Below are 24915 nucleotides of genomic sequence, written 5' to 3'. Positions count from 1 at the left end.
CCGTACACGGCTCATGCCGTGCAGGGACGAAACCGGCTGCTTTTGCGCCGGTTTTCTTCGTGTCGATCCGCGACACGCACGGAAACGTGTACAGAAGATTCTCACCGTACGAAGCGTGCACGGAATACAGAACGTCACTTCGTATGTTTAAGGAGGAAACACCAATGGCAGCTCAGAAAGAAATGATCCGCATCCGCCTGAAGGCTTACGATCATCAGCTCATCGACCAGAGCGCTGAGAAGATCGTGGAGACCGCCAAGCGCACCGGCGCCACCGTGTCCGGCCCCATCCCCCTGCCCACCAAGAAGGAGGTCGTCACCATCCTCCGCGCTGTCCACAAGTACAAGGACAGCCGTGAGCAGTTCGAGCGCCGCACCCACAAGCGCCTGATCGACATCCAGAAGCCTTCCGCCAAGACCGTGGAGGCCCTGATGAGCCTGGAGCTCCCCGCCGGCGTCGAGATCGAGATCAAGCTGTAAGAGCGAACCCCCTATTTCCTTAGTTTGTACCGCAGTCCGCCGCGTTTTGAGGCGGACGGGTCAAGTTGGCCGAGCAATGAGAGCCCGATGCTCAACTCGCCCAACCAATAACCTATATAAGGAGGAAAAAACATGGAAAAGGCCATCATCGGCAAGAAGGTCGGCATGACTCAGATCTTTGACGCCGAAGGTAAGGTCATCCCGGTCACCGTCATCGAGGCGGGCCCCTGCACCGTCGTGCAGAAGAAGACCGAGGAGAAGGACGGCTACACTGCCGTTCAGCTGGGCTACGAGGACGTAGCCGAGAAGAAGCTCACCAAGCCTGAGCTGGGCCATCTGAAGAAGGCTGAGGTCTCTCCCAAGAAGGTCCTGAAGGAGTTCAAGCTCTCCAACGCGGCTGAGATGAACGTGGGCGACGAGGTGAAGGTCGACGTGTTCGCCGAGGGCGACCGCGTGGATGTCACCGGTATCAGCAAGGGTAAGGGCTACGCCGGCGTGGTTAAGCGCTATGGCGCCGGCCGTACTCCCATGAGCCACGGCGGCGGTCCTGTGCACCGTCACGCCGGTTCCATGGGCCCCGCTACCGATCCTTCCCGTATCTTCAAGGGCAAGATCGGCGCCGGCCACATGGGCTGCGACCAGGTCACCGTGCTGAACCTGGACGTGGTGAAGGTGGACCCCGAGCTGGGCATCATCGCCGTGCGCGGCGCCATCCCCGGCCCCAAGGGCGGCGTGGTGTACCTGCGCAATTCCGTCATCAACGTCAAGGCCAAGGGCGCCGCTGCTGGCATCAGCAACAACCCGCAGAAGGCGTCTGCCCGCGTCAATCCCCAGAAGGCCTCTGCGCGTAACCGCTAAAAGAAGGGAGAGATACCAAAATGCCTAAGGCAACTGTTGTTAACATGACCGGCGCTAAGGTCGGTGAAGTGGAGCTCTCCGACGCCATCTTCGGGATCGAGCCCAACCAGGTCGTGGTGCATGACGTGGTCAAGAACCACCTGGCCAACTGCCGTCAGGGTACCCAGAGCGCCCTGACCCGCGCCGAAGTCTCCGGCGGCGGCATCAAGCCCTGGCGTCAGAAGGGCACCGGCCGTGCCCGTCAGGGTTCCACCCGCGCTCCCCAGTGGACCCACGGCGGCATCGTGTTCGCCCCCAAGCCCCGCGATTACAGCTACACCCTCAACAAGAAGGTGAAGCGCCTGGCTCTGAAGTCCGTCCTGTCCGCCAAGGCGGCCGAGGGTAACGTCATCGTGGTCGATGGCCTGAACCTGGACGAGATCAAGACCAAGACCATGCAGTCCTTCCTGAACGCCGTTGAGGCCGGCAAGGCTGTCGTGGTGACCAGCGAGGTCAACCAGAACGTGGTCCTGTCCGCCCGGAACATCCCCGGCGTGACCACCACCACTGCCAAGATCCTCAGCGTTTACGACATCGTGAACGCCAACAAGTTTATCGTCGACAAGGCCGCCCTGGCCGTCATCGAGGAGGTGTTCGCGTAATGGCTACCGTCGCTTATGACATCATCAAGCGCCCCGTGATCACGGAGAAGTCCATGGCCCTGACCCAGGACCGGAAGTACACCTTCCTGGTGGCCAAGGACGCCAACAAGATCCAGATCGGCAAGGCCGTGGAGGAGATCTTCGGTGTGAAGGTCGCCAAGGTCAACACCATCAACATGGACGGCAAGCTCAAGCGCACCGGCCGCTTCCCCGCTGGCCGCCGTGCTTCCTACAAGAAGGCCATCGTCACCCTCACCGAGGACTCCAAGACCATCGAGTTCTTCGAGGGCATGGTGTAAGGAGGTAAAGAGAAATGGCGATCAAGACTTATAAGCCCACTACCCCCTCCCGCCGCCACATGACCGTGTCCGCCTTCGAGGGGATCGACAAGAAGGCCAAGCCTGAGCGCAGCCTGACCGAGGTTCTGAAGAAGAACGCCGGCCGCAACAGCTACGGCCGCATCACCGTCCGTCACCGCGGCGGCGGCAACAAGAAGAAGTACCGCATCATCGACTTCAAGCGCGACAAGCAGGGCTCCGCCACTGTGCTGCGCGTGGAGTACGATCCCAACCGCTCCGCCAACATCGCTCTGATCCAGTACGAGGACGGCGAGAAGCGCTATATCCTGGCTACCGTGGGCATGAAGGCCGGCCACATCATCATGACCGGTCCCGACGCCGACATCCTGCCCGGCAACTGCCTGCCCATCGCCAACATCCCCCTGGGCACCCTGATCCACAACATCGAGCTGTACCCCGGCAAGGGCGGCCAGCTGGTCCGCGCCGCTGGTGAGTTCGCTCAGCTAATGGCCAAGGAGAACGGCATGGCTCAGGTCCGCCTCCCCTCCGGCGAGGTGCGTTATATCCGGCCCGAGTGCCTGGCCACCATCGGCCAGATCGGCAACATCGAGCACGAGAACATCCAGATCGGTAAGGCCGGCCGCAAGCGTCACATGGGCTGGCGTCCCACCGTCCGCGGCTCCGTCATGAACCCCAATGACCACCCCCACGGCGGCGGCGAGGGCAAGAGCCCCGTCGGTCGTCCTGGCCCTGTCACTCCTTGGGGCAAGCCTGCTATGGGTTACAAGACCCGTAAGGGCAAGAACCGCACCGAGAAGTTCATCGTCAAGCACCGTAACGCTAAGTAAGGAGGTTGTAAAACATGTCCAGAAGCATCAAGAAAGGCCCGTTTTGCGCCCCCGAGCTGCTGAAGCGGGTGGACGAAATGAACCAGACCGGCGAGAAGAAGGTCCTCAAGACCTGGAGCCGCTCCTCCACCATCTTCCCCGCCTTCGTGGGCCACACCTTCGCCGTGCACGACGGCCGCAAGCACGTGCCTGTGTACGTCACCGAGGATATGGTCGGGCACAAGCTGGGCGAGTTCGCCCCCACCCGTACCTTCCGCGGCCACGCGGGTTCCAAGACCGGTAAGTAAGGAGGAGAGAATATGGAAGCGAAAGCTGTTCTGAAGTATGCCCGCATCTCTCCCCGCAAGGTCCAGATCGTCTGCGATCTGATCCGCGGCAAGAGTGTGGCTGAGGCCACCGCCATCCTGATGGCCACCCCCAAGGCCGCCTCCGAGCTCATGCTCAAGGTGCTCAAGAGCGCCGCGGCCAACGCCGAGAACAACCACCAGATGGACCCTGAGAAGCTCTACGTGTCCACCACCTACGCCGCCCCCGGCCCCATCATCAAGCGCATCATGCCCCGGGCTCAGGGCCGTGCGTACCGGATCAACAAGCGGACTTCTCACATCACCATCGGCGTGAGCGAGCGCTAAGGGAGGAGGAAAAAAATGGGACAGAAAGTGAATCCCCACGGCCTGCGCGTGGGTGTCATTAAGGATTGGGACTCCCGCTGGTATGCTCGCAACGAGAAGGTCGGCGACCTGCTGGTGGAGGACAAGAAGATCCGTGATTTCCTGAAGAAGAAGCTCTACGGCGCCGGCGTGCCCAAGATCGAGATCGAGCGCGACAACGCCAAGGTCCGCATCTACCTGCACTGCGCCCGCCCCGGCATGGTCATCGGTAAGGGCGGCGAGGACATCGAGCGCCTCCGCCTGACCCTGGAGAAGATGATCGGCAAGAGCGTGGCTCTGAACATCGTCGAGGTCAAGAGCCCCGACATGAACGCTCAGCTGGTGGCCGAGAACATCGCCCAGCAGCTGGAGAAGCGCATCGGCTTCCGCCGCGCCATGAAGAACGCCATGGGCCGCGCTATGCGCATGGGCGCCCGCGGCATCAAGACCTGCGTGTCCGGCCGTCTGGGCGGCGCTGAGATCGCCCGCACCGAGCACTATCACGACGGCACCATTCCCCTGCAGACCCTGCGCGCCGACATCGACTACGGCTTCGCTGAGGCTGCCACCACCTACGGTCGCATCGGCGTGAAGGTGTGGATCTACAAGGGCGAGGTGCTCACCCAGAGCCTGCGGACCACCCCCCGCACCCTGGACACCAAGAACTTTAAGGAGCGCCCCGAGCGTCCCCGCCGCGATCGCCGCGACGGCGACCGTCGCCAGGGCGGCTTCAACCGCAACGGCGGCTTTAACCGCAACAACAACGGCCGTCCCCAGGGCGGCTTCCGGCAGGGCGGCGCCCGTCCCGCCGGCAATGCTCAGAAGGAAGGAGGCTCCAACTAATGCTGCTGCCTAAGAGAGTGAAATACCGCCGCGTGCACCGCGGTCGCATGAAGGGCAAGGCCCTCAAGGGCAATACCGTCACTTACGGTGATTGGGGCCTCCAGGCCACCGAGCCCTGCTGGATCACCAGCAATCAGATCGAGGCCGCCCGTATCGCCATGACCCGTTACACCAAGCGTGGCGGTAAGGTCTGGATCAAGATCTTCCCCGACAAGCCCATCACCGAGAAGCCCGCCGAGACCCGCATGGGTTCCGGTAAGGGTTCTCCCGAGTACTGGGTGGCCGTGGTCAAGCCCGGCCGCGTGATGTTCGAGATCGCCGGCGTCTCCGAGGAGATCGCCCGCGAGGCCCTGCGTCTGGCTTCTCACAAGCTGCCTGTCAAGTGCAAGATCGTGAAGAAGCAGACCGCCGAGACCGAGATTGGTGGTGAAGAATGATGAAGGCAAACGAAGTCCGCAAGATGAGCGCCGCTGAGCTGGAGACCAAGCTGGGCGACCTGAAGAAGGACCTGTTCCAGCTCCGGCTTCAGCATGCCACCAATCAGCTGGAGAACCCCGTGAAGATCGCGGAGGTCAAGAAAGACATTGCCCGAGTCAAGACCATCCTGCGTGAGCAGCAGCTCGCTGGCCGATAATGTAAGAAGGAGGAATTATCATGGAGAACAGAACTTCTTCCCGTAAGACCAGAGTCGGCCTGGTGGTCTCTGACAAGATGGACAAGACCGTGGTGGTCGCCATCGCCGACCGTGTGGCCCACCCTCTGTATAAGAAGATCGTCAAGCGGACCTACAAGCTGAAGGCCCATGACGAGCAGAATGCCTGTGGCGTGGGCGACCGCGTCAAGGTCATGGAGACCCGCCCCCTGTCCAAGGACAAGCGCTGGCGCGTGGTCGAGATCATCGAGAAGGCGAAGTAAGGAGGTGCGGTCATGATTCAGCAGGAAACTTATTTGAAGGTGGCCGACAACACCGGCGCCAAGGAGATCAAGACCATCCGCGTGCTGGGCGGCTCCAAGCGTAAGTTCGGCAACATCGGCGACGTGGTCGTGGCTTCCGTGCGCAAGGCTCAGCCCGGCGGCACCGTGAAGAAGGGCGAGGTGGTCAAGGCCGTCATCGTCCGCTCCGTCCGCGGCGTGCGCCGCAGCGACGGCAGCTATGTCCGTTTCGACGACAACGCCGCCGTCCTGATCAAGGACGACAAGAATCCCCGCGGTACCCGTATCTTTGGGCCCGTGGCCCGCGAGCTGCGCGACAAGGACTATATGAAGATCCTGTCCCTGGCTCCCGAAGTGCTGTAAGGGGGGTAACGAGGCATGAATAAGATGAGCATTCGTAAGGACGACACCGTCATCGTCCTGTCCGGTAAGGACAAGGGCAAGCAGGGCAAGGTCCTGAACGTTCTCCCCAAGGAGAGCAAGGTGGTCGTGGAGGGCGTCAACGTCGTCTCCCGCCACACCAAGCCCCGCAAGCAGGGCGACCAGGGCGGCATCATCAAGAAGGAGGCCCCCATCTACGCCTGCAAGGTGCAGAAGGTCTGCCCCAAGTGCAACAAGCCCACCCGCATCGGCCACAAGGTCGAGGGTGACAAGAAGGTCCGCATCTGCAAGAAGTGCGGCGCCGAGATCTAAGAGAGGAGGAGTCAACTATGGCTAACATGCCCAACCTGAAGAAGAAGTACCAGGAAGAAGTCGCTCCTGCTCTCATGCAGAAGTTCGGCTACAAGTCCACCATGCAGATCCCCAAGCTGGACAAGATCGTGGTCAACTGCGGCTGCGGCGAGGCCCGGGACAACTCCAAGGTCCTGGAGGCCGTCGTGGGCGATCTGACCAAGATCACCGGCCAGAAGGCCATCATCACCAAGGCCAAGAAGTCCGTGGCTAACTTCAAGCTGCGTGAGGGCATGCCCATCGGCGCGAAGGTCACCCTGCGCGGCGATCGTATGTGGGAGTTCGTGGACCGCCTGTTCAACGTGGCCCTGCCCCGCGTGCGTGACTTCCGCGGCATCAACCCCAACGCCTTTGACGGCCGCGGCAACTATGCCCTGGGCATCAAGGAGCAGCTGATCTTCCCCGAGATCGAGTACGACAAGATCGACAAGATCCGCGGCCTGGATATCGTGTTCTGCACCACCGCTCAGACTGATGAAGAGGCCAAGGAGCTGCTGACCCAGATCGGCGCGCCCTTCGCCCGCTAAGGAGGAGAACGTTAATGGCTAAGAAGTCTATGATCCTGAAGCAGCAGGCGGAGCCCAAGTTCTCCACCCGCCGCTACAACCGCTGCAAGATCTGCGGCCGTCCCCACGCCTATCTGCGGGACTACGGCATCTGCCGTATCTGCTTCCGCGAGCTGGCCTACAAGGGTCAGATCCCCGGCGTGAAGAAGGCCTCCTGGTAAGAACCAAACACCCGTTTGCAACGCCGCGCCAGACGTGTATGACACGTCGGGCGCTTGCGTTGCGTGACGGGGTAACGCCGTTCCCTCACGGCGGAGCCGCCTTCGGCGGCGGCTCAGCGCACCGGCAGGTGCGAAAAACAAAATTCTCCGTTTAGGAGATAAACCCACCCGATAGTGCAAGTCGGACTGTGAAAAATGAATAAGGAGGCCCCTTTCCGGCACCCTTGGTAGGGCAATCCTCCAAAAGTTCGGAAAGAGGCCAAATTTCACTTTTCAAGCCGGGCTTTTCACTATATAATAGTTCCTTGGCAGACGGTTAAAAGGTCGGAGATTTGCGACCTCCGATACCTTGCCGCCTTAACGGGTCTTCTCACGGACTCGTAATTCAAAAAGGAGGGTAAACTCATGCATATTACCGATCCCATTGCGGATATGCTGACCCGCATCCGCAACGCGAACAACGCAAAGCATGACACCGTGGACGTCCCCGCGTCCAACATGAAGAAGTCCATCGCTCAGATCCTGCTGGATGAAGGCTATATCAAGAACTTCCAGCTGATCGACGACGGCACCCAGGGCGTGATCCGCATCACCCTGAAGTACGGCGCTGGTAAGGAGAAGGTTATCTCCGGTCTGCGCCGCGTGTCCAAGCCCGGCCTGCGCGTGTACGCTGGCGCTGATGAGCTGCCCCGCGTCATCCGTGGTCTGGGTATCGCTATCGTCTCTACGTCCAAGGGCGTCATGACCGACAAGGCTGCTCGCGCGGCTCACGTCGGCGGCGAAGTCCTTGCGTTCGTGTGGTAAGGGAGGGAGAAAGAATGAGCCGAATCGGAAGAAAGCCGATCTCCATCCCCGCCGGCGTGGACGTGAAGATCGATGGGAACGTGGTCACCGTCAAGGGCCCCAAGGGCACCCTGACCCGCGCGTTCCACCCCAACATGAACATCGCCCAGGAGGGCAACGAGCTGCTCGTTACCCGTCCCAACGATGAGAAGGAGAACCGCAGCCTGCACGGCCTGACCCGCACCCTGCTCCACAACATGGTGGTGGGTGTGACTGAGGGCTTCAAGAAGGAGCTGGACGTCAACGGCGTCGGCTACCGTGTGGCCATGGACGGCAAGAAGCTGGTCATGAACCTCGGTTTCTCCCATCAGGTCTTTATGGAGGGCCCCGAGGGCATCACCATCGAGACCCCCAGCGCTAACAAGATCGTGATCTCCGGCGCCGACAAGGAGGTCGTGGGTCAGTTTGCCGCTGAAGTCAGAGAGAAGCGTCCCCCCGAGCCTTATAAGGGCAAGGGTATCAAATACACCGACGAGGTCATCCGCCGCAAGGAAGGCAAGACCGGCGTCAAGAAGAAATAAGGAGGTGTGCCACTATGATCAATCGTCCCAATACCAAGGCGCAGCGGCTTAAGCGCCATAAGCGTGTCCGCTCCAAGATTTCCGGCACGCCCGAGCGTCCCCGTCTCAACGTGTTCCGCAGCGAGACCAACATCTACGCCCAGGTCATCGATGACGTGAGCGGCAAGACCTTGGTCTCCGCTTCTTCCCTGGAGAAGGGCTTCGAGGGCAAGGGCTCCAACTGTGAGGCCGCCAAGAAGGTTGGCCTGACCGTTGCTGAGCGTGCCAAGGCCGCCGGCATCAGCACCGTGGTCTTCGACCGCGGCGGCTATGTCTACCATGGCCGCGTCGCCGCTCTGGCCGAGGGCGCCCGTGAGGGCGGCCTGGAGTTTTAATAGGGGAGGAGAACGAACATGGCTAGATTTGAAAGAGAACCCAGCGAGTTCACCGAGAAGCTCGTTTCTCTGAACCGCGTCAGCAAGACCGTCAAGGGCGGCCGTATCTTCAAGTTTGCCGCCCTCATGGTCGTGGGCGACGAGAAGGGCCGCGTGGGCTTCGGCCTGGGCAAGGCCGCTGAGGTGCCCGAGGCCATCCGCAAGGGCATCGAGGATGCCAAGAAGAACATGTGCACCATCAGCCTGTCCGGCACCACCATCCCCCACGAGGTGATCGGTGAGTTCGGCGCTGGCCGCGTGCTCCTGAAGCCCGCCGCCCCCGGTACCGGTATCATCGCCGGCGGTCCTGTCCGTGCCGTCATGGAGGCGGCCGGCATCCGTGACATCCGCGCCAAGTGCCTGCGCTCCAACAACCCGCAGAACGTGGTGTCCGCTACCTTCGAGGGCCTGAAGTCCCTGCGTTCCCCCGAGGAAGTGGCCCGGGTCCGCGGCAAGAGCGTCAGCGAGATCGTAGGTTAAGGAGGGCCGACCACAATGGCTAACATCAATATCAAGCTGGTCAAGAGCCTGAACGGCCGCATCGCCAAGCATAAGGCGACTGCCGAGGCTCTGGGGCTGCGCAAGATCGGCGATACCACCGTCCAGCCCGACAATGTCGCCACCCGCGGCAAGATCGCTCAGATCGGTTACCTGCTCCAGGTCACCGAGGAACAGTAATGGAGGTGCGCGATATGAAACTGCATGAACTGTCTCCCGCGCCCGGCTCTGTGAAGAAGGCTTACCGCAAGGGCCGCGGCAAGGGTTCCGGTAACGGCACCACCGCCGGCCGTGGTCAGAAGGGCCAGTGGGCCCGCTCTGGCGGCGGCGTCCGCGTCGGCTTCGAAGGCGGCCAGATGCCTCTGGCCCGCCGTCTGCCCAAGCGCGGCTTCCACAACATCTTTGCCAAGCGCCTGGAGAGCATCAACGTCTCCGCGCTGAACAAGTTTGACGACGGCGCGACCGTCAACGTCTGCGATCTCCTGGAGAAGGGGATCCTGTCCAAGTGTGAGCACGGCGTCAAGGTGCTGGGCAACGGCACCCTGAACAAGAAGCTCATTGTTCGCGCTTCCGCGTTCTCCGCCTCCGCGAAGGAGAAGATCGTCGCGGCCGGCGGAAAGTACGAGGTGATCTAAGTGCTCGAGACCGTACGCAACGCCTGGAAGATTCCTGAGCTGCGCAAGAAGATCCTCTTTACCATCTTCGCGCTGCTGATCTTCCGGCTGGGCTCCGCCGTGCCTGTTCCCTTTGTGGACGGTCAGCTCTTCGCCACTCAGATGAATGCCATGAACGGCACCATCTTCGGTCTGTTGGGCGCCATGAATGGTACGGCCTTTAGTTACGCCACGGTATTTGCCCTTGGCGTGCAGCCCTATATCAACAGCTCCATCATCGTGCAGCTGCTGACCGTCGCCATCCCCGCTCTGGAGCGTCTCCAGAAAGAGGGCGGCGAGGAGGGCCGCAAGAAGATCGCTGCGATCACTCGTTACGTCACCGTCGCCATCGCCCTGCTGCAGGGCTTCGGCTACCTGACTCTGGTCCGTACCGCCGGCAACAACATCCTGGACTTCGGCGGCCTGCCTGAGGTGTGGGGCTCCATCGTGATCATCCTCACCTTCACCGCTGGCTCCGCGTTCATCATGTGGCTGGGTGAGCAGATCACCGAGTTCGGCATCGGCAACGGCATCTCCATCATCCTGTTCGCCGGCATCCTGTCCCGGGGTCCCCACATGATCCTGGCCATGATCGTGGGCGTGCAGAACTGGGCTGCCGGCAACGAGGGCGGCATGCATCCCGCCTTCATCCCCCTGATTCTCATCGGCATGCTGATCATGGTGGTCTTCATCGTGTTCATCCAGAATGCCGAGCGCCGCATCCCCGTCCAGTACGCCAAGCGCGTGGTGGGCCGGAAGATGTACGGCGGCCAGTCCAGCCACCTGCCCCTGAAGGTGAACATGAGCGGCGTTATGCCCATCATCTTCGCCCAGGCCATTGCCTCCCTGCCCGCGACCATCGGCGCTTTCGTGCCTTCGGCCCAGGTGGAGGGCTCCGGCTGGAACACCTTCCTGAAAATCTTTGACACCACCAGCGTCTTCTATATTGTGGTGTACTTCCTGCTGATCCTGGGCTTCAGCTACTTCTACTCCACCATGCAGTTCAACCCCGTGGAAGTGGCCAACAACCTGAAGAAGAACGGCGGCTTCGTGCCCGGCTTCCGGCCCGGCAAGCCCACCGCGGACTTCATCAGCAAGGTTCTGGGCAAGATCACCTTCTTCGGTGCCATCTATCTGTCCATCATTGCGATTGCCCCCATCGTCACCGGCGCTCTGGTGGGCAGCAGCACCCTGGCCATCGGCGGCACTTCCATCATCATCGTGGTGGGCGTCGCTCTGGAGACGGTCAAGGCCATGGAGGCTCAGATGCTCATGCGGCATTACAAGGGCTTCCTGGAGTAATAAGAGAGGGGTTAAGGGTAATGAAGCTGATTCTGTTGGGCGCCCCCGGCGCCGGAAAAGGCACGCAGGCTGAGATCATCAGCCAGAAGCTCGGCATTCCCACCATCTCCACCGGCAACATCCTCCGCGCCGCGGTGAAGAACGGCACGCCCGTGGGCCTGCAGGCCAAGGCCTATATGGAGGCCGGCAAGCTGGTCCCCGACGAGGTCATCATCGGGATTATCCAGGAGCGCCTGGCGGAGCCCGACTGCGCCGGCGGCTATATCCTGGACGGCGTGCCCCGCACCATCGCCCAGGCGGAGGCTCTGGAGAAGGCCGGTATCAACTTTGACGCGGTGCTCTCCCTGGAGATCGCCGACAGCGTCATCGAGGCCCGCATGACTGGCCGCCGGACCTGCCACGGCTGCGGCGCCACCTACCACATCGTGGCCGCTCCTTCCAAGGTGGAGGGCGTGTGCGACAAGTGCGGCGGCGCGCTGGAGCAGCGCAAGGACGACCAGCCTGAGACGGTCAAGCACCGTCTGGAGGTCTACCATCAGGAGACCGAGCCCCTGAAGAACTTCTATGAGACCCGCGGTATCCTCAAGACCGTTCCCGATGCGGGCGGCATTGAGGCCACCAATGAGGCCATTATGAAGCTGCTGGGGAAGTGAGCGGAATGGATCTGATTTCCCTCAAATCTCCCCATGAGATCGAGCTGATGCGCCGGGCCGGACGGATCACCGCCCAGGCCCGGGCATTGGCCGGCTCCCTGGTGCGTCCCGGCGTTTCCACGCTGGAGATCGACACTGAGGTGCGCAAATTCATCGAGAGCCAGGGCGCCAAGCCCTCTTTCCTGGGCTACGGGGGATTCCCCGGCTCCGCCTGTGTCTCGGTGAATGAGGTGGTCATCCACGGCATCCCTTCCAAGCACATCGTGCTGAAGGAGGGCGACATCGTCAGCGTGGATGTGGGCGCCTACATCGGCGGCTTCCACGGCGACTGCGCCGCCACCTTTGCCTGCGGCGCCATCTCCCCCGAGGCCCAGCGCCTCATCGAGGTGACTGAGCAGAGCTTCTGGGAGGGTATCAAGCTGGCCCGGCCTGGAAATCGGGTGTATGACATCTCCCACGCCGTGCAGAAGTATGTGGAAGCAAACGGCTGCTCGGTGGTACGGGATTTCGTGGGACACGGTGTGGGCCGCAACCTGCACGAAGCCCCCGAGGTCCCCAATTTCGGACCCGCCGGCCACGGTCCCCGGCTCCAGCCGGGCATGACCCTGGCGGTGGAGCCCATGGTGTGCGCCGGCGATTGGCACGTAAAAGTGCTCAAGGACAAGTGGACCACGGTTTCGGCCGACGGTTCCCTGACCGCGCACTACGAAAACACCATTCTCATCACCGACGGTGAGCCTGAGATCCTCACCGTGACGGGAGACTGAGCATGGAGTTTGCAAAAGCCCAGATCGTGCAATCCCTGGCCGGGCATGACAAGGGGGAGCTGTTCTGTGTCCTGGACACCGACGGCGCCTACCTGCTCCTGGCCGACGGGAAGCGCAGAAAGGCTAGGAGCCCCAAGCGGAAGAAGGGTATTCACGCCGCTTTCGCCGGGGCGTTCCGGCACCCGGTCCTGGAGAAAGTCCAGGCCGGTCAGCAGGTGTCGGACAGCGAGTTACGGAGGGCGCTGGCCGCTTTCCGAGAGGATGCAAGGAGGGTATGACGCTTTGGCAAAAGACGATATGATCGAAGTGGAGGGCGTCGTGGTTGAGTCCCTTCCCAACACCACGTTCCGCGTGGATATCGGAAACGGTCACATCATTCTGGCCCATATCTCCGGCAAGCTGCGGATGAACTTCATCCGCATCCTGCCCGGCGACAAGGTGACGGTCCAGATGTCCCCCTACGATGTGACCCGCGGAAGGATCACCTGGCGCAGTAAGTAATAAGGCGTGCCGCCGGCGGAAGGCCGGGACGCGCAGAGCGACATGAGTTCTGTCATGTCTGAGAGCCCGCAGGCTATCAGGAGGTAACGACAATGAAAGTTAGACCGTCCGTGAAGCCCATGTGCGAGAAGTGCAAGGTCATCAAGCGCAAGGGCAAAGTCATGGTTATTTGCGAGAACCCCAAGCACAAACAGAGACAAGGTTAATTAGGAGGTGCTGAAACAGTATGGCACGTATTGCTGGCATTGACCTGCCGAAGGATAAGCGGATCGAGATCGGCCTGACCTATATCTTTGGCATTGGGCGCACCAGCGCCAATAAGATCCTGGCTGAGACCGGGATCAACCCCGACACCCGCGTGAAGGACCTCACCGACGAGGAGGAGGCCAAGCTGCGTGAGTGCATCTCCCACAACTACACTGTGGAAGGCGACCTCCGCCGCGACGTGGCGATGGATATCAAGCGTCTGACCGAGATCGGCTGCTACCGCGGCATCCGTCACCGCAAGGGCCTGCCGGTCCGCGGCCAGCGCAGCAAGACCAACGCCCGTACCCGCAAGGGTCCCAAGCGTACCGTCGCGAACAAGAAGAAGTAAAGGAGGGATAAGCAATGGCTGCGAATACCAAGGGTAAGAAAGTGATCCGCAAGCGCCGCGAGCGCAAGAACGTGGAGAAGGGCCAGGTGCATATCCGCTCTTCCTTCAACAACACCATGGTCACCGTGACCGATATGGGCGGCAACGCCCTGTCCTGGGCCTCCTCCGGCGGCCTGGGCTTCCGTGGCTCCCGTAAGTCCACCCCCTTCGCCGCTCAGACCGCCGCTGAGACCGCCGCTAAGGCTGCCATGGAGCACGGCCTGAAGACCGTCGAGGTCTACGTGAAGGGCCCCGGCGCCGGCCGTGAGGCCGCCATCCGCGCTCTGCAGGCCGTGGGCCTGGAGGTCACCCTGATCAAGGACGTGACCCCCATCCCCCACAACGGCTGCCGTCCGCCCAAGCGTCGCCGCGTGTAAGAGAAGGAGGAAACTGATATGGCAAAGAATATGCAGCCGATCGCCAAGCGCTGCCGTGCGCTGGGCATTTCTCCTGCCGCGATGGGCTATGCCAAGAAGGAGAGCAACCGCAATCCCGGCGGTCAGATGCGCAAGAAGAAGAGCGAGTACGCCCTGCAGCTCTCTGAGAAGCAGAAGGTGAAGTTCGTCTACGGCATCATGGAGAAGCAGTTCCGTATGTACTACGAGAAGGCCGCCCGGATGCCCGGCAAGACCGGCGAGAACCTGCTGGTCCTGGTGGAGCGCCGCCTGGATAACGTGGCCTTCCGTCTGGGCTTCGCCATGACCCGCCGTGAGGCCCGTCAGCTGGTGGGCCACGGCCACTTCACTGTGAACGGCCAGCGGGTGGACATCCCCTCCTACCTGGTCAAGCCCGGTGACGTCATCGAGGTCCGGGAGGCCAGCCGTTCTTCCGTGAAGTTCAAGCGCCTGACCGGCGAGGACGCTCCCAACGTGCTGCTGCCCAAGTGGCTGGAGCGTGAGAAGAACTCCCTGAAGGGTACCGTGGTCCAGATGCCCGAGCGTGCGGACATCGACCTGCCCATCGAGGAGCACCTGATCGTCGAGCTGTACTCCAAGTAAGAGAGAGCGTACCCTCGATTATTGGTGAGCTGTAATACCAGGCGGCGGGCTGCCCGGCCCGCCGCTGCGAAAAGGAGGGTAACACATGGTAGAAATCGAAAAGCCGCGCATCGAATGTGTGGAAAACCCAGCCGACGGCTCTTATGGCAAGTACGTGGTGGAACCGCTGGAGCGCGGCTACGGCATCACGCTGGGTAACTCCCTGCGCCGCATCCTGCTCTCTTCTCTGCCTGGCACCGCGGTGACTTCGATCAAGATCGCCGGTGTACAGCACGAGTTTACGACCATCCCCGGTATCAAGGAGGATGTGACGGAGATCGTCCTCAACGTCAAGCGGATCATTGCGAAGCTGCACTGCGAGGGCGTCAAGACCGTCTATATCGAGGCCAGCGGCGAGTGCGTGGTCACCGCCGGTGACATCAAGGCCGACGGCGAGGTTGAGATCCTCAACCCCGACCTGAAGATTGCCACCCTGGGCCCCGACGCCAGCCTCAACATGGAGCTGACGCTGTCCCACGGCCGGGGCTATGTGCCCGCCGACCGGAACAAGCCCGCCCAGATGGTCATCGGCCTCATCCCCGTGGATTCCATCTACACCCCGGTCCGCAAGGTCAACTACACCGTGGAGCCCACCCGTGTGGGCGACCAGACGGACTTTGACAAGCTGACCCTGGAGGTGTGGACCAACGGCACCATCACCGCCCGGGACGCGGTGAGCCTGGGCGCCCGGATCCTCTGCGACCACTTCGTCCTCTTCACCGACCTCTCTGAGACCATGGGCTCCAAGTCCACGGTGGTGGAGAAGAGCGAGGCTCAGCGGGACAAGGTACTGGAGCTGACCATCGAGGAACTGGACCTGTCGGTCCGTTCCTTCAACTGCCTCAAGCGCGCCAACATCAACACGGTGGAGGATCTGATCTCCAAGACCGAGGACGAGATGATGAAGGTGCGCAACCTGGGCCGCAAGTCCCTGGAAGAGGTCATCAACAAGCTGGCTATGATGGGTCTGTCCTTGGCCAGCGAGGAGAACAACTGATCCCGGCCTGATTGGCCGGTGCGAGAGGCAGTCCGGGGGCATGTAACGTCCCCTCCCGGATACGCCAAGGCGATGCCGCCCCCAGCGGGGGCGGCGCCTCTCAGAGGGATAACCCCTCAGGACGAATTTACACTGGATTTCGCCAGGCGAAATACCGATAGGAGTTGACTCACATGTCCGGATATCGTAAGCTGGGCCGCCCCACTGATCAGCGTATGGCCATGCTCCGCGCCATGACCACCTACCTGCTGGAGAACGGCCAGATCAAGACCACCCTGAGCCGCGCCAAGGAAGTCGCCCCCATGGCTGAGAAGATGATCACCCTGTCCAAGAAGGCCAACCTGGCCTCTTACCGGCAGGCGCTGGGCTTCCTGACCAAGGAGGATGTGGCCAAGAAGCTCTTCGACGAGATCGGTCCCAAGTACGCCGAGCGCAACGGCGGCTACACCCGCGTGGTGAAGATCGGTCCCCGCCGCGGCGACGCCGCTGAGATGGCGATCGTTCAGCTGGTGTAAGAAAGCGAACAAAAATCCCCTGCCCGCGGGCAGGGGATTTTTTCGTCTCAGGACAGCAGGAGGGAGAGGAAGGCCTCCCGGTCCATGCCGTGGAAGTAGGGCTCCAGGTCCACCCCGGCCAGGGCGGCGCGGAGGGCGTCCTCCTCCAGAGGGACGCCCAGAAAGCGCCGGGCCAGCACGCAGCTGTCTCCATCGCCGAAGTAGTCGCCAAAAAAGTGCAGCGAGGTGATGGTCCCCTCCGGGTCGGTGTTCAGCCAGGCCTCCACCTGCCCGCAGTCCTCCACGGTGAGCTCCTTGTGGAAGCGGCAGGGGGGAAGGGAGCCGTAATTCCAATCCCAGCGGTCGTAGATCTCTGCCTGGATGGCCTGGACGGCGGACAGGTCGCCCTCGGTCAGGCGGTAGGGCTCCAGCCGGGCGGAGGAGAACATGGCGGAGCGCAGTACCCGCAGGAAGGAGAGGGTGTCCAGATCCCGCTCCAGACGGGGTCGGATGTTGGTGACGGGCTCGATCCGGTAGCGGGAGGCCGGATGGACCGGAAAGACCGTCAGCGCCCGCTGCCGGGCCTCCAGGTCGGTGTCGAAGAAGAGGGTCCCATGGTGGAGCACCCGGCCGTCCCGGCGGTACTGGGCGCTGCCGGAGCACTTGCGCCCGTCGATGGTGATGTCGTTGCGGCCGTTGAGCTGGGCCGGCAGGCCCATGCGCCGGAGCACTTCCACAATGGGGCCGGAAAATGTGGAAAAATCATAGGCGGCGGAGCTGTCGCCGCCGGAGATGAAGGTATAGTTGACCGTCCCCAGGTCGTGGTAGACCGCGCCGCCGCCGGAGAGCCGCCGCACCACCTGGAGCTGGTGCCGGGCTGCGTAGACGGGGTCCACGGTGGTCAGGGTGTTCTGGTGCCGCCCCACCATGACGGCGTTGTCGTTCTGGCTCAGCAGGAAATAGGAGTGCCGCCGGTCCAGACCGTGAAACACGTAATGCTCCAGGGCCAGATGGAAGCGGGGGTCGTGGCCGGAGCATTCCAGATAGTACATCATGTGGGAGGCCCCCTTTCACCGGTGATAGGGAAATTGTACCATGCCGGCGGGGCCCGGCGCAAGCGCGGGTTGGGATTTCCGTGGCAATTTGGCCCGGGGTGTGCTATCATGAAACGCAGAGTACAGCGGGGCGGAGCCCCGTACACATAGGAGTAGCGATATGAGAAAACTGGTCGTGGGCATTCTGGCCCATGTGGACGCGGGCAAGACCACGCTGTCGGAGGCCATGCTCTACGAGAGCGGCTCCATCCGCAAGCTGGGCCGGGTGGACCACGGGGACGCCTTTCTGGACACCGAGCGCCTGGAGCGGGAGCGGGGCATCACCATCTTCTCCAAGCAGGCCATTCTGCCTTTGCCCGAGTGTGAGATCACCCTGCTGGACACACCGGGGCATGTGGACTTTTCCAGCGAGATGGAGCGCACCCTCCAGGTGCTGGACTGCGCGGTGCTGGTCATCAGCGGCACCGACGGCGTGCAGGGCCACACCCGGACCCTGTGGCGGCTGCTGGAGCGCTACGGCGTGCCCACCTTCCTCTTTGTGAACAAGATGGACCTGGATGGAGCCGACCGGGACGCCGTGCTCTCCGACCTCCGCCAGCGCCTCAGTGGCGGCTGTGCCGACTTCGGAATGCTGGAGGACCCGGACACTCTGGAGGAGATCTCCCTCACCGACGAGGGAGCTATGGAGGAGTATCTGGAGAGCGGCGCGCTCTCGGACGAGACCCTCTCCGCCCTCATCGCCGCGCGGAAGGTGTTCCCCTGCTGGTTCGGCTCGGCGCTGAAGCTGGACGGGGTGGGGGAGCTGCTCGCCGGTCTGGAGCGTTTCGCCCCCCGTCCGGTGTGGGGGAGCTCTTTTGCCGCCAAGGTCTATAAAATCGGCCGGGACGCCCAGGGGACGCGGCTGACCTATCTCAAACTCACCGGCGGCGCACTGAAGGTGAAGGACAGCATTTCAGGCACCACCGGCGGCGAGGCATGGAGCGAGAAGGTGGATCAGATCCGCCTCTACTCCGGCGCGAAATTCCGCACCGCCGACCGGGTGGAGGGGGGCCAGGTCTGCGCCGTCACCGGCCTGAGCCGCACCTGGCCGGGCCAGGGCCTGGGAGCGGAGCCCGACTCTCCGCCCCCGGCGCTGGAGCCGGTGCTGACCTACCGCCTGCTGCTGCCCGAGGGGGCCGATCCACACACGGTGCTCCCCAAGCTGCGGGCCCTGGAGGAGGAGGATCCCCAGCTCCATCTGGTGTGGAATGAGGCCCTGGGGGAGCTCCACGTCCAGCTCATGGGCGAGGTGCAGCTGGATGTGCTCCGTTCGGTCATCCAGGAGCGCTTCGGCCTGGCGGTGGACTTCGACGCGGGGAACATCGTCTACAAGGAGACCATCGCCGCCCCGGTGGAGGGCGTGGGCCACTTCGAGCCTCTGCGCCACTACGCTGAGGTCCACCTCATTCTGGAGCCCGGGGAGCGGGGGAGCGGCATTACCGTGGCCACCTCCTGCTCCGAGGACCAGCTGGACCGCAACTGGCAGCGGCTCATTCTGACTCACCTGCTGGAGCGGGAGCACCCCGGCGTCCTCACCGGCTCTCCCATCACCGACCTGAAAATTACCCTGGCCGCTGGGAAGGCCCACCTGAAGCACACCGAGGGGGGCGACTTCCGCCAGGCCACCTACCGGGCAGTGCGCCAGGGCCTGATGAAGGCGGAAAACATCCTCCTGGAGCCCTGGTACGACGTGCGCCTGGAGCTGCCCGCCGCCCTGGTGGGCCGGGCCATGACCGATCTGCAGCAGATGGGCGGCCAGTGTGAGCCCCCCGAGACGGTGGGGGAGGAGGTCGTCCTCACCGGCTCCGCCCCGGTGGCGGCCCTTCGGGGCTACCAGCGGGAGCTGACGGCCTATTCCAAGGGCCAGGGGCGGCTGTTCTGCACCCTCCGGGGGTACGAGCCCTGTGCCGACCAGGAGGCCGTGGTGGAGGCTCTGGGCTACGACCCGGAGCGGGATGTGGACAATCCCCCCGACTCGGTGTTCTGCGACCACGGCGCCGGTGTGGTGGTCAAGTGGAATGAGGTGGAGGGGCGGATGCACCTGCCCGCCTGCCTGACCGCCGAGCCGGAGGAGGAGGCCCCCGCGGCCCAGCCGGTGCGGCTCTCACGGCCCGGGCCCTCCCTGGAGCAGGACAAGGAGCTCCAGGCCATCTTTGAGCGCACCTACGGCAAGGTGGAGCGGGAGGCCTTCCGGCCCCAGCCCAAGCCCGCCCGCACCAGCCTGGACGAGGGAAAGTACAACATCCGCACCCAGAACCTGGGCCCGGAGTACCTGCTGGTGGACGGCTACAACATCATCCACGCCTGGGACGAGCTGAAGGACCTGGCCCGCACCAACATGGACGCCGCCCGCAAGGCGCTGATGGACCTGTTGAGCAATTACCAGGGGTTCCGCAAGTGCGAGCTTATCCTGGTCTTTGACGCCTACCGCATCAAGGGCAACCCGGGGAGCGTGGAGAAGTACCAGAATATCCACGTGGTCTACACCAAGGAGGCCGAGACGGCGGACAACTACATCGAGAAGGTGACCTACGAGATCGGCCGCAAGCACCGGGTCCGGGTGGCCACCAGCGACGGCGTGGAGCAGCTCATCATCCTGGGCCACGGGGCGCTGCGGGTGTCGGCCCGGGCCTTCCGGCAGGAGATCGAGCAGGCTGAGGGGCAGATCGCCGACCTTATCGCCCGCAACAACCGCAGCACCCGCAAGCTGGACCAGCTCCAGTTCCGGCTGGGTCAAAAAACAGATTGACAAAGTTCGATGTGTCTGCTATCCTACACATTGATAAAAATAAATGTGTAGCGCCGCCGGGCGGCGCGGAGAGGAGCGGAACATGGAACAGGTCGCTGCGGCGTGGGACTTCTTCCAGAATCAGATTCTGGGTATGAAGTGGCTCAACGCCCTCATCGGACAGGGGATAGAGGCCCTGGGCCTCACCGGCACCGCCGGAGGGGTGGTGCAGTTTTTCCTCTATGACACGGTAAAGATCTTCGTGCTGCTGTCGGTCCTGATTTTCGGGATCTCGTACATCCAGAGCTATTTCCCGCCCGAGCGGACCAAAAAGATCCTGGGCAGGGTTCACGGCCTGACCGCCAACGCCGCCGCGGCGCTGCTGGGGACGGTGACTCCCTTCTGCTCCTGCTCCTCCATCCCCATCTTCATGGGCTTCACCAGCGCGGGGCTCCCCATCGGGGTGACCTTCTCCTTCCTCATCTCCTCACCCATGGTGGACCTGGGGTCTCTGGTGCTGCTGATGAGCATTTTCGGCGCCCGGATCGCGGTGGTCTATGTGCTGCTGGGCCTGGTGGTGGCGGTGATCGGGGGGACGCTGCTGGAGAAGCTGGGCATGGAGCACTATGTGGAAGATTTCATCCGCAACGCCCCCCATCTGGACCTCCCCCAGCGGGAGCTCAAGCGCCGGGACCGGGTGGATTATGCCGTGGGCCAGCTCAAGTCCACCGTAAAGAAGGTGGCCCCCTACATCTTCCTGGGCGTAGGTGTTGGCGCGGTGATCCACAATGTCATCCCCCAGAGCTGGGTGGAGACGGTGCTGGGCCGGGACAATCCCTTCGCGGTGGTGCTGGCCACCCTGGTGGGTGTGCCTATGTACGCCGACATCTTCGGCACCATCCCGGTGGCGGAGAGCCTCCTCTACAAGGGCGCGGGGCTGGGCACGGTGCTGTCCTTCATGATGGCGGTGACCACCCTGAGCCTGCCCTCCCTCATCATGCTGAAAAAGGCGGTGAAGCCCCGACTGCTGGGGGCGTTCATTGCCATCTGTGTGGCGGGCATCCTGCTGGCCGGGTGCGTGTTCAACCTGGCCTCGGGCTGGCTCCTATAAGACAGAAAAAAGCCTCTGTAAGCCGGCAAAACCGGTTTACAGAGGCTTTTTTGGCACCCCTGACCAGACTCTAACTGGTGGCCTACCGCTTAGGAGGCGGTCGCTCTATACAACTGAGCTACAGGGGTATGGACGGTACCTGCGGGACCTTCCCGCCGGTTCCGGGCAAAATGGGCTGGAAATTATTTTATCGCAAAGTGCGTCCGATGTCAACGGCGGTATGGGACTCTGTATAAGATGACAAAATCGGCGACTTTTGCGCTTCTCCGGTTGCGTTTTTCCGGTACCTCGTTTATAATACAAGGTTGAGATTTCGATTACTTCGATTACAGTAAGAGGTGCTATCCGTGCAGAACACGAAACTGAGAAACGTAGCCATCATTGCCCACGTCGACCACGGCAAGACCACCCTGGTGGACGAAATGCTCAAGCAGGGCGGCATTTACCGCGAGAACCAGGCCACCGTCGAGCGCGTCATGGACTCCGGCGATCTGGAGCGGGAGCGCGGCATTACCATCCTGGCCAAGAACACCGCCGTCCACTACAAGGACGTGAAGATCAACATCGTGGACACCCCGGGCCACGCCGACTTCGGCGGCGAGGTGGAGCGTATCCTGAAGATGGTCAACGGCGTCATCCTCCTGGTGGACGCCGCCGAGGGCCCCATGCCCCAGACCCGCTTCGTCCTTTCCAAGGCCCTGGAGCTGGGCCACAAGGTCATCGTGGTGGTCAACAAGATCGACCGCCCCGACCAGCGCATCCACGAGGTCATGGACGAGGTGCTGGAGCTGCTGCTGGACCTGAACGCCACCGACGAGCAGTTCGAGTCCCCCACCCTGTTCTGCTCCGGCCGGCAGGGCACCGCCTCCTACTCTCCCGACGTGCCCGGCACCGACCTGACTCCCCTCTTTGAGACCATCCTCAACTATATCCCCGCCCCCGAGGCCGATGTGGACGCCCCCTTCCAGATGCTGGTGTCCTCCATCGACTATAACGAGTTCGTGGGCCGCATCGCCATCGGCCGCATCGAGCGTGGCACCATCAAGCAGAACCAGGAGATCGCGGTGTGCAACTACCACACCCCCGATGAGCCCGCCAAGAAGGCCAAGGCGGTCTCCCTCTACGAGTTCGACGGCCTGGGCAAGGTGCCCGTCACCGAGTCCACCGCCGGCAACATCATCGCCATGAGCGGCATCGGCGACATCACCATCGGCGACACCATCTGCGCCCCCGAGTGTGTGGAGCCCATCGAGTTCGTCAAGATCTCTGCTCCCACCATTGAGATGACCTTCTCGGTCAACGACTCCCCCTTCGCCGGCCGCGAGGGCAAGTACGTCACCTCCCGCCAGATCCGGGAGCGCCTGTTCCGCGAGACCCTGAAGGACGTGTCCCTGCGAGTCACCGAGACCCCCAACACCGACGCCTTCAGCGTGGCCGGCCGCGGCGAGATGTCCCTGTCCATCCTCATCGAGACCATGCGCCGCGAAGGCTATGAGTTCCAGGTGTCCCCCCCGCGCGTGCTGTACCAGGAGATCGACGGCAAGAAGTGCGAGCCCATCGAGCGCCTGGTCTGCGACGTGCCCAGCGACGCTGTGGGCGCGGTCATGGAGAAGATCGGCGCCCGCAAGGGTGAGCTGCAGGAGATGAACCCGGTGGGCGACCGGATGAAGCTGGAGTTCCTGGTGCCCGCCCGTGGCCTGTTCGGCTACCGCAACGAGTTCCTCACCGACACCAAGGGCGAGGGCATCATGGCCTCCGTCTTTGAGTGCTACGCCCCCTACAAGGGCGACATCGCCCGCCGCTCCACTGGCTCCCTGGTGGCCTTCGAGACCGGCGAGGCGGTCACCTACGGCCTCTTCAACGCCCAGGAGCGCGGCGCGCTGTTCATCGGCGCGGGCGTGCCTGTGTACGCCGGCATGGTGGTGGGCGAGACCCCCAAGGCCGAGGACATTTCCGTCAACGTCTGCAAGAAGAAGCAGCTGACCAACATGCGCGCCGCCGGCTCCGACGAGGCTCTGCGCCTGACCCCGCCCCGCCAGCTCTCTCTGGAGCAGTGCCTGGAGTTCCTCAACGACGACGAGCTGCTGGAGGTCACCCCCGAGAACCTGCGCCTGCGCAAGCGCATCCTCAGCCACGCCGACCGTATGAAGGCCCTGAAGGGCGGCAAGTAAGAAGCCGTGATCGAGCTGACCATCCCCGGCTGGGGGGAGGTGTGCGTGGCCCATCTGGTGCTGGACTACAACGGCACCCTGGCCAAGGACGGCATCCTCCTGCCCGGGGTGGGCCCCCGGCTGGAGGAGCTGCACCGGAGGGGCGTGTCCCTCCACATCATCACCGCCGACACCAACGGCACCGTCGCCGCCCAGTGCGCCGCCCTCCCGGTGGAGGTGCTGGTCTTTGACGGCAGCGCGGTGGCCCGGGAGAAGGCCGCTCTGGTGGAGCGGCTGGGCGCGGCGGAGACCGCCGCCGTGGGCAACGGCCGCAACGACGTGGAGATGCTCCGCGCCGCCGGGCTCTCCCTGGCGGTGATGGGGGACGAGGGCGCCTTTACCGGCGCACTGCTCTCCGCCCATCTGGCCTGCCGTACCATCGAGGAGGTACTGGACCTCCTGCTGCTGCCCCACCGGCTGAAGGCCTCCCTGCGGGGCTGACCGACAAAGGAGACCGATATGCAACGAGAGCAACGCCGCCCCGACCGGGTCTGGACCGCCGAGCAGGACGACACCCTGCTCTCCTTCCTGCTGACCCACGTGACGGGCAAATCCCGCAACAACATCAAATCCATGCTGTCCCGGGGCCAGGTGAAGGTGGACGGCCGGGCGGTGACCCGGTTCGACACTCCGGTGCCGGTGGGTTCCCGGGTGAGCGTGACCCAGCATCTGGAGGAGCCCGCCCCGGCGCTGCCCTTCCCGGTGCTCTATGAGGACGACGACCTCATCGTCATCGACAAGCCCGCGGGCCTTCTCACCATCGCTAACGAGAAGGAGCGCTTCCGCACCGCCTACCGCATCCTCACCGACTACGTGCGGGAGAAGAACAAGTTCGCCCGCATCTTCGTGGTCCACCGGCTGGACCGGGACACCTCCGGCGTGGTGCTCTTCGCCAAGAACGAGGAGACCAAGCGGGCTTTTCAGGAGGACTGGGACCAGCGGGTGCTCCGCCGGGGTTACCGGGCGGTGGTGGAGGGTACCCCCGAGCCGCCGGAGGGTTATGTCCGCTCCTGGCTGCGGGAGACCCGCACCCACCTGGTCTATTCCGGTGAGAAGGGGCGGGACGCCAAGGAGGCCATCACCGCCTACCGCACCCTGGCCAGCGGGGGCGGCTACGCCCTCCTGGAGGTGGACCTGGAGACCGGACGGAAGAACCAGATCCGCGTCCACATGTCCGACCTGGGCCACCCCATCGCCGGGGACCAGCAGTACGGGGCCAAGACCCGCCCGCTGGGGCGGCTGTGCCTCCACGCCCACCGGCTGGAGCTCATCGACCCCCGCAGCGGGGAGAAGCGGGTCTTTGCGGCCCGGGAGCCCATCGCCTTCCGCCGCCTGTGCCGGGAGAAAAGTAAATCGCGGGAATGAGGTGCTCCCGCGCCCCTCGGGGCAAAACCGCCTTTTTGGGCTGATGACTTCTGTGGTGACACAGGGGGCATCAGCCTTTTTTTG

At 63.1% G+C, this 24915-nt stretch carries 38 protein-coding genes, 1 tRNA gene and 1 riboswitch; of the genes, 37 read left to right on the top strand and 2 right to left on the bottom strand.

Features of this window, described 5'->3' with window-relative positions; genetic code table 11:
* Nucleotides 1-164: 164 nt before the first annotated feature.
* From rpsJ to rplQ, 32 genes are all read left to right on the top strand, one after another.
* Nucleotides 165-479 carry a 30S ribosomal protein S10 gene (gene rpsJ / locus B5G43_RS07775; RefSeq protein ID WP_087259961.1) on the top strand — a complete coding sequence of 105 codons (315 nt, stop codon included), beginning with the start codon at nucleotides 165-167 and terminating at the stop codon, nucleotides 477-479.
* Between the two features lie 132 nt (nucleotides 480-611).
* Entirely contained in the window at nucleotides 612-1337 is a 726-nt protein-coding gene (gene rplC / locus B5G43_RS07770; protein ID WP_087259959.1) for a 50S ribosomal protein L3, read from the top strand.
* 20 nt (nucleotides 1338-1357) lie between these two features.
* Nucleotides 1358-1978 carry a 50S ribosomal protein L4 gene (gene rplD, locus B5G43_RS07765; RefSeq protein ID WP_087259957.1) on the top strand — a complete coding sequence of 207 codons (621 nt, stop codon included), beginning with the start codon at nucleotides 1358-1360 and terminating at the stop codon, nucleotides 1976-1978.
* Entirely contained in the window at nucleotides 1978-2277 is a 300-nt protein-coding gene (gene rplW, locus B5G43_RS07760; protein ID WP_087259955.1) for a 50S ribosomal protein L23, read from the top strand. Before rplD ends, rplW begins: the two co-directional genes overlap by 1 nt.
* A gap of 14 nt (nucleotides 2278-2291) precedes the next feature.
* Entirely contained in the window at nucleotides 2292-3125 is an 834-nt protein-coding gene (rplB, locus tag B5G43_RS07755) for a 50S ribosomal protein L2 (RefSeq protein WP_087259953.1), read from the top strand.
* Nucleotides 3126-3139: 14 nt separating this feature from the next.
* Entirely contained in the window at nucleotides 3140-3412 is a 273-nt protein-coding gene (gene rpsS / locus B5G43_RS07750) for a 30S ribosomal protein S19 (RefSeq protein ID WP_087259951.1), read from the top strand.
* Between the two features lie 12 nt (nucleotides 3413-3424).
* A complete protein-coding gene (gene rplV, locus B5G43_RS07745) occupies nucleotides 3425-3757 on the top strand; it encodes a 50S ribosomal protein L22 (RefSeq protein WP_087259949.1) in 333 nt (110 codons plus the stop codon).
* A gap of 15 nt (nucleotides 3758-3772) precedes the next feature.
* On the top strand, nucleotides 3773-4618 hold the full coding sequence (gene rpsC, locus B5G43_RS07740) for a 30S ribosomal protein S3 (protein ID WP_087259947.1): 846 nt from the start codon (nucleotides 3773-3775) through the stop codon (nucleotides 4616-4618).
* The gene (rplP, locus tag B5G43_RS07735; RefSeq protein ID WP_087259945.1) at nucleotides 4618-5055 is read left to right on the top strand and encodes a 50S ribosomal protein L16; all 438 of its coding nucleotides are present in this window, start codon (nucleotides 4618-4620) and stop codon (nucleotides 5053-5055) included. The genes rpsC and rplP overlap by 1 nt, the downstream gene beginning before the upstream one ends.
* Nucleotides 5055-5252 (top strand): 50S ribosomal protein L29, encoded by a 198-nt coding sequence (gene rpmC, locus B5G43_RS07730; RefSeq protein ID WP_087260024.1) that lies wholly within the window; start codon nucleotides 5055-5057, stop codon nucleotides 5250-5252. The genes rplP and rpmC overlap by 1 nt, the downstream gene beginning before the upstream one ends.
* Nucleotides 5253-5272: 20 nt before the next feature.
* A complete protein-coding gene (gene rpsQ / locus B5G43_RS07725; protein ID WP_033116904.1) occupies nucleotides 5273-5533 on the top strand; it encodes a 30S ribosomal protein S17 in 261 nt (86 codons plus the stop codon).
* Nucleotides 5534-5545: 12 nt separating this feature from the next.
* Nucleotides 5546-5914 (top strand): 50S ribosomal protein L14, encoded by a 369-nt coding sequence (gene rplN / locus B5G43_RS07720; RefSeq protein ID WP_087259943.1) that lies wholly within the window; start codon nucleotides 5546-5548, stop codon nucleotides 5912-5914.
* A gap of 15 nt (nucleotides 5915-5929) precedes the next feature.
* Nucleotides 5930-6244: a 50S ribosomal protein L24 gene (gene rplX / locus B5G43_RS07715; RefSeq protein WP_087259941.1), complete on the top strand. Its 315-nt coding sequence runs from the start codon at nucleotides 5930-5932 to the stop codon at nucleotides 6242-6244.
* Nucleotides 6245-6270: 26 nt separating this feature from the next.
* Nucleotides 6271-6810, top strand: a complete 540-nt coding sequence (rplE, locus tag B5G43_RS07710) for a 50S ribosomal protein L5 (RefSeq protein ID WP_087260022.1) — start codon at nucleotides 6271-6273, stop codon at nucleotides 6808-6810.
* Nucleotides 6811-6824: 14 nt separating this feature from the next.
* Nucleotides 6825-7010, top strand: a complete 186-nt coding sequence (locus B5G43_RS07705; protein ID WP_006573415.1) for a type Z 30S ribosomal protein S14 — start codon at nucleotides 6825-6827, stop codon at nucleotides 7008-7010.
* 405 nt (nucleotides 7011-7415) lie between these two features.
* Nucleotides 7416-7814: a 30S ribosomal protein S8 gene (rpsH, locus tag B5G43_RS07700; RefSeq protein ID WP_087259939.1), complete on the top strand. Its 399-nt coding sequence runs from the start codon at nucleotides 7416-7418 to the stop codon at nucleotides 7812-7814.
* 14 nt (nucleotides 7815-7828) lie between these two features.
* Complete coding sequence (gene rplF / locus B5G43_RS07695; protein ID WP_087259937.1) at nucleotides 7829-8374, top strand: 50S ribosomal protein L6; 546 nt, start codon at nucleotides 7829-7831, stop codon at nucleotides 8372-8374.
* Between the two features lie 14 nt (nucleotides 8375-8388).
* Nucleotides 8389-8748, top strand: coding sequence for a 50S ribosomal protein L18 (gene rplR, locus B5G43_RS07690; RefSeq protein ID WP_087259935.1), 360 nt, complete (start codon nucleotides 8389-8391; stop codon nucleotides 8746-8748).
* 18 nt (nucleotides 8749-8766) lie between these two features.
* Nucleotides 8767-9267, top strand: coding sequence for a 30S ribosomal protein S5 (gene rpsE, locus B5G43_RS07685; protein WP_087259933.1), 501 nt, complete (start codon nucleotides 8767-8769; stop codon nucleotides 9265-9267).
* Between the two features lie 15 nt (nucleotides 9268-9282).
* Nucleotides 9283-9465, top strand: coding sequence for a 50S ribosomal protein L30 (rpmD, locus tag B5G43_RS07680; protein WP_087259931.1), 183 nt, complete (start codon nucleotides 9283-9285; stop codon nucleotides 9463-9465).
* Nucleotides 9466-9479: 14 nt separating this feature from the next.
* Nucleotides 9480-9920 carry a 50S ribosomal protein L15 gene (rplO, locus tag B5G43_RS07675; protein WP_087259930.1) on the top strand — a complete coding sequence of 147 codons (441 nt, stop codon included), beginning with the start codon at nucleotides 9480-9482 and terminating at the stop codon, nucleotides 9918-9920.
* Entirely contained in the window at nucleotides 9921-11240 is a 1320-nt protein-coding gene (gene secY, locus B5G43_RS07670; RefSeq protein ID WP_087259928.1) for a preprotein translocase subunit SecY, read from the top strand.
* A gap of 20 nt (nucleotides 11241-11260) precedes the next feature.
* A complete protein-coding gene (locus B5G43_RS07665) occupies nucleotides 11261-11893 on the top strand; it encodes an adenylate kinase (RefSeq protein ID WP_087259926.1) in 633 nt (210 codons plus the stop codon).
* An 11-nt stretch (nucleotides 11894-11904) separates the two neighbouring features.
* Nucleotides 11905-12660 (top strand): type I methionyl aminopeptidase, encoded by a 756-nt coding sequence (map, locus tag B5G43_RS07660; RefSeq protein WP_087260020.1) that lies wholly within the window; start codon nucleotides 11905-11907, stop codon nucleotides 12658-12660.
* 2 nt (nucleotides 12661-12662) lie between these two features.
* Nucleotides 12663-12938: a KOW domain-containing RNA-binding protein gene (locus B5G43_RS07655; protein WP_087259924.1), complete on the top strand. Its 276-nt coding sequence runs from the start codon at nucleotides 12663-12665 to the stop codon at nucleotides 12936-12938.
* 4 nt (nucleotides 12939-12942) lie between these two features.
* A complete protein-coding gene (gene infA / locus B5G43_RS07650; protein WP_087259922.1) occupies nucleotides 12943-13161 on the top strand; it encodes a translation initiation factor IF-1 in 219 nt (72 codons plus the stop codon).
* 92 nt (nucleotides 13162-13253) lie between these two features.
* Nucleotides 13254-13367, top strand: coding sequence for a 50S ribosomal protein L36 (gene rpmJ / locus B5G43_RS07645; protein WP_008982609.1), 114 nt, complete (start codon nucleotides 13254-13256; stop codon nucleotides 13365-13367).
* Nucleotides 13368-13387: 20 nt separating this feature from the next.
* On the top strand, nucleotides 13388-13756 hold the full coding sequence (gene rpsM / locus B5G43_RS07640; protein WP_087259920.1) for a 30S ribosomal protein S13: 369 nt from the start codon (nucleotides 13388-13390) through the stop codon (nucleotides 13754-13756).
* A gap of 14 nt (nucleotides 13757-13770) precedes the next feature.
* Nucleotides 13771-14172 carry a 30S ribosomal protein S11 gene (gene rpsK, locus B5G43_RS07635; protein ID WP_087259918.1) on the top strand — a complete coding sequence of 134 codons (402 nt, stop codon included), beginning with the start codon at nucleotides 13771-13773 and terminating at the stop codon, nucleotides 14170-14172.
* Between the two features lie 18 nt (nucleotides 14173-14190).
* Nucleotides 14191-14793 carry a 30S ribosomal protein S4 gene (rpsD, locus tag B5G43_RS07630; protein WP_087259917.1) on the top strand — a complete coding sequence of 201 codons (603 nt, stop codon included), beginning with the start codon at nucleotides 14191-14193 and terminating at the stop codon, nucleotides 14791-14793.
* 85 nt (nucleotides 14794-14878) lie between these two features.
* Nucleotides 14879-15829, top strand: a complete 951-nt coding sequence (locus tag B5G43_RS07625; RefSeq protein ID WP_087259916.1) for a DNA-directed RNA polymerase subunit alpha — start codon at nucleotides 14879-14881, stop codon at nucleotides 15827-15829.
* 173 nt (nucleotides 15830-16002) lie between these two features.
* Nucleotides 16003-16344, top strand: a complete 342-nt coding sequence (rplQ, locus tag B5G43_RS07620; RefSeq protein ID WP_087259914.1) for a 50S ribosomal protein L17 — start codon at nucleotides 16003-16005, stop codon at nucleotides 16342-16344.
* 47 nt (nucleotides 16345-16391) lie between these two features.
* On the opposite strand, the gene B5G43_RS07615 is transcribed toward rplQ, so the two are convergent.
* On the bottom strand, nucleotides 16392-17378 hold the full coding sequence (locus tag B5G43_RS07615) for a lipoate--protein ligase (RefSeq protein WP_087259911.1): 987 nt from the start codon (nucleotides 17376-17378) through the stop codon (nucleotides 16392-16394).
* Between the two features lie 160 nt (nucleotides 17379-17538).
* Here B5G43_RS07615 and B5G43_RS07610 point away from each other — a divergent pair, with 160 nt between their 5' ends.
* Entirely contained in the window at nucleotides 17539-20166 is a 2628-nt protein-coding gene (locus B5G43_RS07610) for a TetM/TetW/TetO/TetS family tetracycline resistance ribosomal protection protein (RefSeq protein ID WP_087259910.1), read from the top strand.
* Nucleotides 20167-20248: 82 nt separating this feature from the next.
* Nucleotides 20249-21256: a permease gene (locus tag B5G43_RS07605; RefSeq protein WP_087259908.1), complete on the top strand. Its 1008-nt coding sequence runs from the start codon at nucleotides 20249-20251 to the stop codon at nucleotides 21254-21256.
* 51 nt (nucleotides 21257-21307) lie between these two features.
* On the opposite strand, the gene B5G43_RS07600 is transcribed toward B5G43_RS07605, so the two are convergent.
* Nucleotides 21308-21384 (bottom strand) — tRNA-Arg (locus tag B5G43_RS07600).
* Nucleotides 21385-21603: 219 nt separating this feature from the next.
* On the opposite strand from B5G43_RS07600, the gene typA reads away from it, so the two are divergent.
* From typA to B5G43_RS07585, 3 genes are all read left to right on the top strand, one after another.
* A complete protein-coding gene (gene typA, locus B5G43_RS07595; RefSeq protein ID WP_087259906.1) occupies nucleotides 21604-23427 on the top strand; it encodes a translational GTPase TypA in 1824 nt (607 codons plus the stop codon).
* A 6-nt stretch (nucleotides 23428-23433) separates the two neighbouring features.
* Nucleotides 23434-23907 carry an HAD family hydrolase gene (locus B5G43_RS07590; RefSeq protein WP_087259904.1) on the top strand — a complete coding sequence of 158 codons (474 nt, stop codon included), beginning with the start codon at nucleotides 23434-23436 and terminating at the stop codon, nucleotides 23905-23907.
* An 18-nt stretch (nucleotides 23908-23925) separates the two neighbouring features.
* Nucleotides 23926-24831: an RluA family pseudouridine synthase gene (locus B5G43_RS07585; RefSeq protein WP_087259902.1), complete on the top strand. Its 906-nt coding sequence runs from the start codon at nucleotides 23926-23928 to the stop codon at nucleotides 24829-24831.
* Nucleotides 24815-24891, top strand: a riboswitch (Fluoride riboswitch). Its footprint overlaps the gene before it by 17 nt.
* Nucleotides 24892-24915 lie beyond the last annotated feature (24 nt).

It is taken from the genome of Flavonifractor sp. An92 (assembly GCF_002159175.1).
Classification (GTDB): Bacteria; Bacillota; Clostridia; order Oscillospirales; family Oscillospiraceae; genus Pseudoflavonifractor_A.
Note: the sequence above shows the minus strand (reverse complement) of the source record. Positions and strands in the feature narration are given on the sequence as shown.